General features: G+C 36.7%; 10 protein-coding genes and 1 rRNA gene. 4 read left to right on the top strand and 7 right to left on the bottom strand.

The window, feature by feature from the left end; all coding sequences use genetic code 11:
- From ACN6NE_RS11055 to dnaA, 7 genes are all read right to left on the bottom strand, one after another.
- Positions 1–109: ribosomal RNA gene (locus ACN6NE_RS11055) — 16S ribosomal RNA — on the bottom strand; the annotation flags it as partial.
- A 263-nt stretch (positions 110–372) separates the two neighbouring features.
- Positions 373–2,883, bottom strand: coding sequence for a DNA gyrase subunit A (gyrA, locus tag ACN6NE_RS11050; RefSeq protein WP_129705594.1), 2,511 nt, complete (start codon positions 2,881–2,883; stop codon positions 373–375).
- 126 nt (positions 2,884–3,009) lie between these two features.
- Positions 3,010–4,926 (bottom strand): DNA topoisomerase (ATP-hydrolyzing) subunit B, encoded by a 1,917-nt coding sequence (gene gyrB / locus ACN6NE_RS11045; protein ID WP_074681908.1) that lies wholly within the window; start codon positions 4,924–4,926, stop codon positions 3,010–3,012.
- A gap of 240 nt (positions 4,927–5,166) precedes the next feature.
- Positions 5,167–6,285 (bottom strand): DNA replication/repair protein RecF, encoded by a 1,119-nt coding sequence (gene recF / locus ACN6NE_RS11040; protein ID WP_474325321.1) that lies wholly within the window; start codon positions 6,283–6,285, stop codon positions 5,167–5,169.
- Between the two features lie 14 nt (positions 6,286–6,299).
- Positions 6,300–6,515: a S4 domain-containing protein YaaA gene (yaaA, locus tag ACN6NE_RS11035; protein WP_013054822.1), complete on the bottom strand. Its 216-nt coding sequence runs from the start codon at positions 6,513–6,515 to the stop codon at positions 6,300–6,302.
- Positions 6,516–6,615: 100 nt separating this feature from the next.
- Positions 6,616–7,752, bottom strand: coding sequence for a DNA polymerase III subunit beta (gene dnaN / locus ACN6NE_RS11030; RefSeq protein WP_013054821.1), 1,137 nt, complete (start codon positions 7,750–7,752; stop codon positions 6,616–6,618).
- A gap of 186 nt (positions 7,753–7,938) precedes the next feature.
- The gene (gene dnaA / locus ACN6NE_RS11025; protein WP_014462075.1) at positions 7,939–9,282 is read right to left on the bottom strand and encodes a chromosomal replication initiator protein DnaA; all 1,344 of its coding nucleotides are present in this window, start codon (positions 9,280–9,282) and stop codon (positions 7,939–7,941) included.
- Positions 9,283–10,036: 754 nt separating this feature from the next.
- Here dnaA and rpmH point away from each other — a divergent pair.
- From rpmH to jag, 4 genes are all read left to right on the top strand, one after another.
- Positions 10,037–10,171, top strand: coding sequence for a 50S ribosomal protein L34 (rpmH, locus tag ACN6NE_RS11020; protein WP_013059930.1), 135 nt, complete (start codon positions 10,037–10,039; stop codon positions 10,169–10,171).
- A 110-nt stretch (positions 10,172–10,281) separates the two neighbouring features.
- On the top strand, positions 10,282–10,635 hold the full coding sequence (gene rnpA / locus ACN6NE_RS11015; RefSeq protein WP_013059929.1) for a ribonuclease P protein component: 354 nt from the start codon (positions 10,282–10,284) through the stop codon (positions 10,633–10,635).
- Between the two features lie 115 nt (positions 10,636–10,750).
- Complete coding sequence (gene spoIIIJ, locus ACN6NE_RS11010; RefSeq protein WP_013059928.1) at positions 10,751–11,515, top strand: YidC family membrane integrase SpoIIIJ; 765 nt, start codon at positions 10,751–10,753, stop codon at positions 11,513–11,515.
- Positions 11,512–12,141, top strand: coding sequence for an RNA-binding cell elongation regulator Jag/EloR (jag, locus tag ACN6NE_RS11005; protein WP_074681904.1), 630 nt, complete (start codon positions 11,512–11,514; stop codon positions 12,139–12,141). Before spoIIIJ ends, jag begins: the two co-directional genes overlap by 4 nt.
- The last annotated feature ends 245 nt before the right edge of the window (positions 12,142–12,386 follow it).

Raw genomic sequence — 12,386 nt, 5'->3', positions numbered from 1 at the left:
CGTCCGCCGCTAACGTCATAGAAGCAAGCTTCTAATCAGTTCGCTCGACTTGCATGTATTAGGCACGCCGCCAGCGTTCATCCTGAGCCAGGATCAAACTCTCCGAAGAAATGTTTGACTTGCTCATTTAAAAAATAAAAATTAACGTTGACGTTTACTATTTCGTTCAGTTTTCAAAGAACTCTTGTCTTAAAGCGACTCCTATATAATAACACTTTATAAGGATCGTTGTCAACACTTTTATATAACTTTTTTAAAACTATTAAAAACCTCATATATGTTTTGCTGACTTTTTATATATTACCAAAATGAAAAGCCTATGGCAAGGTTTTTTTACATAAAAAAAGCCCCTGCTTTTTCAGGGGCTTTTTTTTACTCTTCCGTTTCTTCAGCTTCAATTATTATATCTGTCTCTTCATGTTCATCTAATTCATCTAATACTTCGTCTTCATCTTCTGAAGTTTGTACTTTTGCAACCGTTGAAACAAACTCTTCGTCTCCTAAACGGATGACTTTGACACCTTGTGTGTTACGGCCCATTTGTGAAATATCTGAAACAGAAACACGGATAAGAACGCCGCTTACTGTGATAAGCATAATATCTTCTTCTTGAGATACGCATTTCAGTGCGACAACATCACCATTTTTATCAGTGATATTACATGTTCTTAAACCTTTACCGCCTCTTGTTTGTACACGATATTCTTCAATCGGCGTACGTTTTCCGTAACCATTTTTCGTAATGATCAAGACATCTGATTGTTCTTCGAGAATCTCCATACCGATTACTTCATCTTCTGAATCGAGAGTGATCCCTTTAACTCCAGTAGCTGTACGTCCCATTGAACGAACATCATTTTCATTAAAACGAATTAACATACCCTTCTTCGTTCCAATAACCATATCGCGCTTACCATCTGTCAATTTAACAGAAATCAATTCATCTTCTTCTCTTAAATTCAAGGCGATAAGTCCGCTATTTCGAATGTTCTCAAAAGAAGATAAAGGTGTACGCTTAGAAATTCCTTGTTTTGTAGTAAAGAATAGATACCAATCGTCTACAAATTCATCGACGCGAATGATGGCATTTACCCACTCACCTTTGTCTACTTCTAACAAGTTAATAATAGGTATCCCTTTAGCCGTTCTTCCGTACTCTGGAATTTCGTATCCTTTTGTCCGATAGACTTTTCCCTTATTTGTAAAGAAGAGAATCGTATCATGAGTAGATGTTGTTAGAAGATGTTCAACGAAATCATCTTCGTTTGTATTCATTCCTTGAATACCTCGTCCGCCTCTTCGCTGACTCTTATACGTAGAAACAGGCAAACGTTTAATATAGCCGTTGTGCGTTAAGCTAATAACAATATCTTGGCGAGGAATCAGATCCTCGTCTTCGATAATTTCAGCTCCTCCGCTTACGATTTCTGTTCGACGTCCGTCATTGAATCTTTCTTTTACTTCTATTAGTTCTTCTCTAATAATTTCTAATACTTTTTCTTCATCTGCTAAAATAGCTTTTAATTCAGCAATTAGCGCTAATAAAGATTGATATTCCGCTTCAATCTTCTCCCGCTCTAATCCTGTTAAACGCTGTAGGCGCATATCCAAAATAGCTTGCGCTTGTTTTTCAGATAACGAAAACTGCGTCATTAATCCTTCACGTGCAATATCTGTTGTTTGAGAACCTCTAATTAAAGCAATAACAGCATCTAAATTATCAAGAGCAATCTTTAAACCTTCTAAAATATGCGCACGTGCTTCTGCTTTTCGAAGTTCAAATTCAGTACGACGACGAATAACCACTACCTGATGGTCTAAGTAGTACTGTAGACATTGCTTCAAGTTCAATACTTTTGGCTGTCCATCTACTAATGCAAGGGTATTAATACCAAAACTTGTTTGAAGAGATGTCTGCTTATATAAGTTGTTTAATAAAACATTTGCATTTGCATCACGTCTTACTTCAATAACAATACGCATACCCGAACGGTCAGACTCATCTCGTAAATCCGTAATCCCATCAATCTTCTTATCACGAGCTAGCTCGGCAATTTTTTCAATGAGCTTTGCTTTATTTACTTGGTATGGTAGTTCATGAACAATAATAGTTTGTTTACCATTGCTTTGTTCTTCAATTTCTACTTTTGCGCGAACAATAATAGAACCTTTTCCAGTTTCATAAGCTTTACGAATTCCGCTGCGGCCAAGAATTTGTCCTGCAGTTGGGAAATCCGGTCCTGGAATAATCTCCATTAACTCTGCAATTGTGATATCAGGGTCTTGACTTACCGCTAAAACGCCGTCAATGACTTCCCCTAACTGATGCGGTGGAATATTTGTCGCCATACCTACCGCAATTCCGGCTGAACCGTTTACAAGTAAATTAGGAAATCTAGCAGGTAATACCATTGGTTCACGTTCAGAACCGTCATAGTTATCTTGGTAATCAATTGTATCTTTATTGATGTCACGTAACAGTTCCATCGAAACTTTTGACATTCTTGCTTCTGTATAACGCATAGCTGCTGCTGCATCTCCATCAACAGATCCAAAGTTTCCATGACCGTCAATTAGCATATAACGATAGCTAAAATCTTGTGCCATACGAACCATTGTTTCATATACAGCTGAGTCACCGTGTGGGTGATACTTACCAATTACTTCTCCTACGATACGAGCTGATTTTTTATATGGCTTATCCGATCCCATACCTAAATCATTCATTGCATATAAAATACGACGGTGCACAGGCTTAAGTCCGTCTCTTACATCTGGTAAAGCACGCGATACAATTACGCTCATTGCATAATCTAAAAAGGATGCGCGCATTTCTTGACTAATATTTACTTCTCTTATTTGAGAGTTTGGTTTATCTGACATCGATAAGAACCTCCTTCGCGAAGTTCAGTATAGTAATTCATATATATGTAAACGCAGGATAGAACCTATCTCTATCCTGACGTTTATATACCCTTTATAAAAAATATAAAGGGTATTACCGTTCATTTAAATATCGAGATTTTTTACGTACTGAGCATTTTCTTCAATGAAATTACGGCGTGGTTCTACTTTGTCGCCCATTAAAATTTCAAATGTCTCATCAGCTTCAATTGCATCTTGCAGGTTCACCTGAAGAAGGGTACGGAACTCTGGATCCATTGTTGTTTCCCATAATTGTTCAGGATTCATCTCTCCTAAACCTTTGTAACGCTGAAGATTTGGTTTTGCGCCTTCAGGGAAAGAAGCTAATACCTCTTCTAATTGACGATCGTTGTACGCGTACTCCACTTTTTTACCTTGTGAAACTTTGTAAAGAGGCGGCTGGGCAATGTACACATATCCATGCTCAATAATCTGTCTCATATAGCGATAGAAGAACGTTAGAAGAAGCGTACGAATATGCGCACCGTCTACGTCTGCATCTGTCATAATCACAATTTTATGATAGCGGGCTTTCGAAATATCAAAATCGTCACCAATACCCGTTCCTAGAGCGGTAATGATTGTACGAATTTCGTTATTAGATAAAATCTTATCTAAACGTGCTTTCTCTACGTTGATAATTTTACCACGTAAAGGCAAAATAGCTTGGAAATGACGGCTTCTTCCCTGCTTAGCTGAACCTCCGGCAGAGTCACCCTCTACTACATAGAGTTCGCTAATAGAAGGATCTTTGGATGAACAATCTGCTAATTTACCCGGTAAGTTTGAAATTTCAAGCGCGCTTTTACGTCTTGTAAGCTCACGAGCTTTTTTAGCTGCCATTCTTGCTCTTGCAGCCATTAAACCTTTTTCAATTACCTTTTTCGCCACAATAGGGTTCTCTAGCAAGTAAGTTTCTAAGTGTTCTGCAAACACAGAGTCAGTAATTGTTCTTGCTTCACTATTTCCCAGCTTTGTTTTTGTTTGTCCTTCGAACTGCGGATCTGGGTGCTTAATAGAGATGATAGCTGTAATTCCTTCACGAACATCTTCACCCGTTAGATTGGCGTCACTGTCTTTAAATACGTTGTTTTTACGTGCATAGTCGTTAATTACACGTGTTAACGCTGTTTTAAATCCTGCTTCGTGCGTTCCACCTTCATATGTGTGAATGTTGTTTGCAAAAGAATATAAATTACTTGTATAGCTATCGTTATATTGAATAGCAATTTCTACAGAAATGTTGTCTCGATTACCTTCAATATAGATCGGCTCTTCGTGAATCACTTCTTTCGAACGATTTAAGTGTTCAACGTAAGACTTAATTCCGCCTTCATAGTGATATTCACGTCTTTTATCTTCTTCACGTTTGTCTTCAATCGTAATTTTAATGCCGCGATTTAAGAAAGCTAACTCACGCAGACGATTAGCTAACGTATCAAAATCGTATTCAAGCGTTTCTGTAAAAATTTCACCGTCTGGATGGAATTGAATAACAGTACCTGTTTTATCTGTTTCTCCAACTACTTTCAAGTCAGCAGCAGGTACACCTCGTTCATATTTTTGATAGTGAACTTTACCGTCACGATGTACGTGCACTTCCAAAGAGGTAGAAAGTGCATTAACAACTGAGGCACCTACACCGTGTAATCCACCAGATACTTTATAGCCGCCGCCGCCAAATTTACCTCCGGCATGAAGAACCGTTAAGATAACTTCAACGGCAGGTCTGCCCATTTTTTCTTGAATACCAACCGGAATTCCACGACCGTTGTCTTTGACTGTAATACTATTGTCCTTTTCGATAATAACATTAATTTCATCGCAATAGCCGGCCAGCGCTTCATCAATACTATTATCTACAATTTCCCATACAAGATGATGTAAACCCTTTGCACTCGTCGATCCGATATACATCCCCGGACGTTTACGAACAGCTTCTAATCCTTCTAATACTTGTATCTGATCAGCTTCATATGCTTGTACTTCTTTTTGTTCCATCGTCAAATGTATCACCTACACTTTTTTTTAACAGCAAACTGCTGTATTTATCATTTTGTATTATGTTTTTCGAATATTATGTGGAAATAATACGGAGCCTTTAATGTATTTGCAATTTGTTTACTTATGCACAAAATTTTCATAATCGAGGGTACGAGTTGAAATATATAGACTTAAAACTATAATGATATCATATTTCAGTTAGATTGCCTTACGAAAAGTTTTTAAACAGATCAATTGCTATTTGACCTTTTGAATTCGGCCAGCTTCTACGTGATATGTAGCGGCTTTTTCTAAGGTCTCGTGATGAATTCCTTCAATGCTCGTTGTCGTTACAAACGTCTGAACTTTTCCTTGAATGGTATTTAGCAAGTGTGATTGACGAAAATCATCTAATTCAGACAATACGTCGTCTAAAAGCAAGATTGGATATTCACCTACTTCTTGATGAATTAACTCAATTTCAGCAAGCTTTAACGATAAAGCAGTCGTCCGCTGTTGCCCTTGTGAACCAAATGTTTGAACGTCTTTTTCATTAACGTAGAAAAGAAGATCATCACGGTGTGGTCCTGCTAAGGTGACACCTCTATCAATTTCTCTACTTTTTATTTTATCAAACTTTTGATGATATGCTTCTAACATTTTCGACAAATCTGCATCTTCTGATACATCAATTGAATTCTTATACTCAATTTTTAATGTTTCCAAGTCTCGACTGATCCCTTTATGAATAGGCTCTGCCCACTGTTGGAGTAACTGTAAAAACTCAAAACGTTTTTTTAATATTTTCGCCGCCATTTCACTTAACTGTAACGTAAGTACGTCTAAAAGTGAAAGATCCGTCTGTTTTTTTGTCTGCAGCTGCTTCAAATATTGATTTCTTTGCTGCAAAATCTTTTGATACCTGCTTAAATCATGCATGTAAACAGGCGAAACTTGACCAATTTCCATATCGATAAATTTGCGCCTTACTTGCGGACTCCCTTTAACTAGGTTCAAATCCTCCGGAGCAAACATGACAGTGTTAATTGATCCTATATATTGACTGAGTTTTTTCTGCTCAATGTGATTATATTTTGCTTTTTTCCCTTTTGCTGAGATGACTAAATCTAGTGTAACAGGCCCTCTATGCTTTTCTACAATGCCCGATAGCTTTGCATACTCACAGTCCCATTTAATTAATTCTTTATCGTTGGATGTACGATGAGATTTAGCCATAGATAATACGAAGATCGATTCCATCACGTTTGTTTTACCCTGTGCGTTTTCACCCAAAATGACGTTTACTTTATTTTCAAAAGGAATCGTTGTCTTCGTATAGTTTCGGTAATTTGTTAAAGTAATTTCTTTAATATACAAACGTTTCACCAACTTTAAGTAATAACAACAAATGATCCTGCAGCCGGTATATCGACTTCGTCATTTGCATATAATTTGCGTCCGCGGCGCTCTTCTAGCTCCCCGTTTACATATACTTCGTGCTCACTTAAAAACCATTTTACCATTCCACCTGTTTGAATGACGTCTGCTAGTTTTAAAAACTGGCCAAGCGTAATGTATTCAGTTGAAATTTTAACCTCTGTTTTCATGCGACTCTCTCACTTTCTAATGATGTATCTCTATTTTACTAAATAATTCTCCTTGAGAAAAGAAAGCTACTAGTACGGCATGCTAGTAGCTTTCTGAGATTTAATATGTTCGTACTGGTAAAATCAGCTGCAGCATTGAATCATCCTCTAATGTTCGAATGACAAATGGACGCATCGCACCAGTGAAGTTAATTTTGATATCTGTTCCTTCGAGCGCTTTTAATGCGTCTAACATATATTTTGCGCTAAAAGAAATTTTTAATTCTTCTCCCGAGATAGACTGACTTTGTACCTCTTCAATTACTTTTCCGATTTCAGGAGAGTTAGAAGAAATTTCAACAATTCCTTCATCCAGCGTAGATAGTTTTACTACGTTGTTTCTTCCTTCACGAGCTAATAAAGAAGCGCGGTCAATCGATTGTAAGAATTCTTTTACGTTCAATATAACATCCGTTTTACTATCGGCTGGAATCAATCTTGATGTATCAGGATAATTTCCGTCCAATAATCTTGAGAAAAATAGTAAATGTTTTGTTTTGAATAATACTTGATTTTCCGTAATAACAATGTCTACTAATTCATGAGAATCATCAAGGATCTTACTGAATTCACTTAAACTTTTACCTGGAATAACCACATTATACGTTGCTTCATTTCCAGTTTCAATGGTCGCTTTTCTCAAAGCTAGACGGTGACTGTCAGTGGCAATACACGTTAATTCTTTGCCATCGACTTTCCAGTTTACACCTGTCAAGATAGGTCGTGTTTCTGAGGTGGACACTGCAAAGACAGTTTGTCGAATCATGTTTTTTAATAAGTCTGTCGGTAATCTAAACATGTTGTTTTCTTCGATCTGTGGCAAATGAGGATACTCTTCTGCATCTAAACCATTTAAGTTAAATTCAGCTTTTCCTGAACGAATGATTGTTAAAAAGTGACTTTGGACGTCTAATTCTACAATGTCTTTAGGAAGCTTTTTGACGATTTCACTAAAGAAACGAGCTGGGAGAACAACGCTTCCTGGTTTTTGGATATCAACAATCTCTTTTCCTTCTTCTTCGTTTGGAATAAACGATTCAATTGAGATATCGGAATCACTTCCGGTTAAGGTAACACCTTCTTCAGTCGCTACAATTTTAATCCCCGTTAAAATTGGAATTGTTGTTCTAGAAGATACAGCTTTCATAACATCTTGAACGCTTTGAACTAGATAGTCTTTCTGTATGATGAATTTCATAATAATTAATCCTCCTTAAAAGTAGGTTTAAAAGCTTATTATTTATTATATTTTAAGATAGTAGTAGTAATAGGGGCTGTGGAAATGTGGATAACCCCCAAAAACGCGAGAACACAGCCCATCCACATGTGGACAGACTGTGTACAATCCTAACTTACTTATACACAAAATACAAGTAAAAAAAGCCTATATTTTTAGTGATTCACTTATTTCTTTAATTTGTTTTTGTAGGTCAGTATCTGTTTGAACAAGTTTTGAGATTTTTTCATGCGCATGGATGACGGTAGTATGGTCTCGCCCGCCAAACTCTTCTCCAATTTTAGGCAGCGAAAAATCCGTTAGTTCGCGAGAAAGGTACATGGCAATTTGTCTAGGAAACGCTACTGACTTTGTACGTTTCTTCGCTTTGAAATCATCTAATTTTATATTAAATTCTTGTCCAACAATCTGTTGGATGTCTTGAATTGTAATAACCCTAGGTTTTGAACTAGGAATGATATCTTTTAATGCTTCTGCTGCTAAATCAGCGTTTATATCTTTATTAATTAGTGAAGAATAAGCTACTACACGAATAAGTGCTCCTTCTAATTCTCTGATATTGGAATCAATCTGATTGGCGATATAAAGCATAACTTCATTTGGAATAACTAAGCCGTCCGCTTTTGCTTTTTTACGCAAAATAGCAATTCGTGTTTCCAAATCTGGTGGTGTGATGTCTGTAATAAGGCCCCATTCAAAGCGAGAGCGAAGTCGGTCTTCAAGTGTAGGAATTTCTTTCGGCGGTCGATCACTTGAGATGACAATCTGCTTGCTTTCTTCGTGAAGCGTATTAAACGTATGGAAAAATTCTTCTTGTGTCTGCTCTTTACCTGCTAAGAATTGAATATCATCAATCAGTAAAACATCTACATTACGGTATTTGTTGCGGAATTCTACTGCTTTATTATCACGAATAGAGTTAATAAACTCATTTGTGAATTTTTCAGATGATAAGTATACGACTTTAGCGGCAGGATTATGATCTAACACATAGTGGCCTATTGCGTGCATTAAGTGTGTTTTGCCTAATCCTACTCCCCCGTAAATAAAAAGCGGATTATACGCTTTAGCCGGCGCTTCTGCTACTGCTAAAGAAGCTGCATGCGCAAACCGATTTCCAGATCCGATAACAAATGTATCAAAGGTATACTTCGAATTTAGCATGCTTTGAGGAAATTCTGCTCCGTCGTCTTTATTGACTTTCTTTTTAGGAGTTTGAATATCGAATTCTTCCTCGGCCTGGTTAGGAGGAATAATAAATTTCACATCTAACTCTTCCCCCGTAAGATCGTAAAGTGTTTCAGCAATTAAATTAGAATACCTAGATTCTAACCAGTCCCGTGCAAAATCATTAGGAGCAGTAATAATGAGCGTGTCTCCTTGTAAAGCATGAGCTTTTGTCGATTTGAGCCAGGTTTCAAAACTAGGTTTGCTTAATTTTTTTTCAATTTGATCTAAAGCTCTATTCCATAAATCATGAATGTTTTCCAACGAGCAATCCCTCCTTTTTCTAGCTTTTATGCACTTTGTACAACTCTTGTACAACCTGTACAAAACCTTATGCATAAAAAATTTATATTTATACAATTGCTATTATGTGGGTAAATATATATTATAGAAGAAAGCCGACTATTCGACAGATTCCACATGGTGTGGATAACTTTATACAGTGATAGTGGAAATGATGTCCACAAGTTGTCCACAGTTTGTGGATAAAAACCAACTGTGGAAAAGTAATTAAGAGTGAAAACAAAAATATAATATCAAAGAATTCGGCATGATGCAATGAATTTTCGAAACTTATCCACAATCACTACACCTTGTGGAGAAAAGTTTTCCACAACACAAGATAGTGTGCATGAGTTGTCGATAAAAAATGGAAAAGTAGAAAAATGTCGAAAAAACTTATCCACAAAGGTTTAAGAGAAGAATTTGAATAAAAAAGAGGCTTTTTATAACCTGTATTGTTGTAGTTTTGTTCAGTAAGGATGCGATCGCAGCTGTTAGAGAAAGAAAAAGAGATGAAAAGGAAAAATTTTTTCTTTAATAAATCAATGAATTTTATTGATTAGGTATAGACAATTGGGTTATAAAGATATTAGAATGAAGAAGATTGAGTAAAACAGATAATGAAACCAAGAGATTGAAAATATTATTTTTTAAATAACATTGACATCTTCTTAGTCTTTTCATTATAATTGCAAGGACTGTCTTTTTCAGTTATTCCTCGAGGAGGTGTTTATAGATGAAAAGAACTTACCAACCAAACAAACGTAAGCACAGTAAAGTACACGGTTTCCGCGCTCGTATGAGCTCAGCGAATGGACGTAAAGTTTTAGCTCGTCGTCGTCGTAAAGGAAGAAAAGTATTATCAGCATAATAGACCACTGACGCCAGTGGTCTTTTTTCGCTTTATAAGGCTAAAATCACCTCTGTTCCTGTAGGGACTACATAAAAGCATGACCTGAAAAAGGGCAGGAGTTGTTAAAAATGAAAAAAAGATATCGTATAAAAAAGAATGATGAATTTCAAACAGTTTTTAAAAAGGGCAAGTCCGTAGCGAATCGCCAATTTGTCTTGTATGTTCTAGACAAACCGGATCAAGAACATTTCCGCGTAGGATTCTCCGTGGGCAAAAAGATTGGAAATGCCGTGACTCGTAATCGAGTTAAGCGCCTTGCTAAACAAATTATGTTTGAATTCACACCGTATTTGAAGCAAGACAAAGATTATATTGTAATTGCAAGGCAGCCTGCTGCAACAATGAGCTATGAAGAAATTAAAAGCAGCTTGCAGCATGTCTTTAAGCGTGGCAAATTACTTACACATAGACAAAACGATTAATAAACAATAGAAGAAAAGCCTTTAATAGCTGTTGTTTTTCTACCGCATCCTTATATAATGGATTTTGACGCACTTTCAGAATTGAAAGGTGAACATGTAGAAGGAGGAAAAACAGGTGAAGAAGAAGTTGTTTTTAGGGATAACGCTTATCTTTCTATTAACTGTTTTAGCGGGTTGTACGGAAATTAACCAACCTATTACAGATGATAGTAAAGGTTTTTGGAATGAGTATGTTGTGTATCCGCTGTCATTAGTCATTACGTATCTGGCGGAGGTATTTAAAAGCTATGGAGTTGCGATCATCGTTGTCACAATCCTGATTCGCTTACTTATTCTACCGCTTATGATTAAACAGATGAGAAACACGAAAGCAATGCAGACGCTTCAGCCCGAAATGCAGAAGTTAAAGGAGAAGTACAGTTCAAAAGATGCCCAGACGCAGCAGCAATTGCAGAAAGAAACGATGGCATTATTCCAAACTTACGGAGTAAATCCTTTAGCTGGGTGCTTCCCAATTCTAATTCAAATGCCAATTCTTATTGGGATTTTCCATGCGATTACACGAACGTCAGAAATCGCAAACAACAGCTTTTTATGGTTTGATTTAGGTGCGCGTGACCCGCTATTTATCTTACCAGTTGTCGCAGGAATCACAACGTTTATTCAGCAAAAGATGATGATGGCCGGAAATGCAAATCAAAATCCTCAAATGGCTATGATGCTTTGGGTTATGCCGATCATGATTGTCGTTTTTGCAATCAATTTTCCAGCCGCCTTATCTCTTTATTGGGTAGTGGGAAATCTATTTATGATTATTCAAACCTACTTCATTAAAGGGCCAGACTTAAAACAAGCGAATATTGAAGGGGTTAAAAAATGAACGAAATCACAATTACGGCCCAGACGATTGAAGCTGCTGTTCAAGAAGCATTAGATGCTTTAGAAGTAGAGCGAAATCAAACAAATGTAGAAATAATTGAACCAGGCAAAAAAGGATTTTTAGGAATCTTTAAGGGAAAACCCGCAGTTGTAAAAGTTACAAAAATAGTTGACCCTGTAGAGGAAGCGGTTCATTTTATTACAAATGTTAGCCGTGAAATGGGGATTTCGATTCATACGAACGTCAAAAAAACCTCGAGAAATTGCATAATTGAGATTAGTAGCGATTCAGCGGGAATGCTGATTGGAAAACATGGACAAACCCTCAATGCGCTCCAGCTTCTCACACAATTGGTAGCTAATCGATACAGTCAGCAATTTTTAAATGTTGTATTAAATCCAGAAGGCTACCGAGAAAAACGAAAAGAAATGGTCGAAAAACTGGCATTAAAAATAGCTAATCAGGCGATCAAAACGAATCGATCTGTTCAACTAGAACCAATGCCTTCTCATGAAAGAAAAATGATTCACCAAGCGTTAGCTAAAAATTCTTTAGTTGAGACACAATCCGTTGGAAAAGAACCCAAAAGAAGTATTTTGGTTCAGCCAGTTGCCAAAAAGCACTAGCAAAATAAGCTAGTGCTTTTTTATGTGCTTATTTTTACCGGTCTAGCGCTCAAAAAAATCAAGATACATACGTTGTTATTCACATGTGGATAAGTTAAAATAGTACATACTGCCTGTTTTTCTTGCTGTGCATAACAGAAGAACGTTAGAGATGTTCCAAATCGGTGAATTGTGGTATTCTATTTATTTGGTTCATACAAATCACGGGCCTTAAAATAGATGTTTTTGTTCGTGGAAAATTGTTA

This window comes from Priestia sp. 53B2 (genome assembly GCF_056099005.1).
The sequence above is the reverse complement of the archived record's forward strand: the minus strand, read 5'-3'. Positions and strand labels throughout refer to the sequence as shown.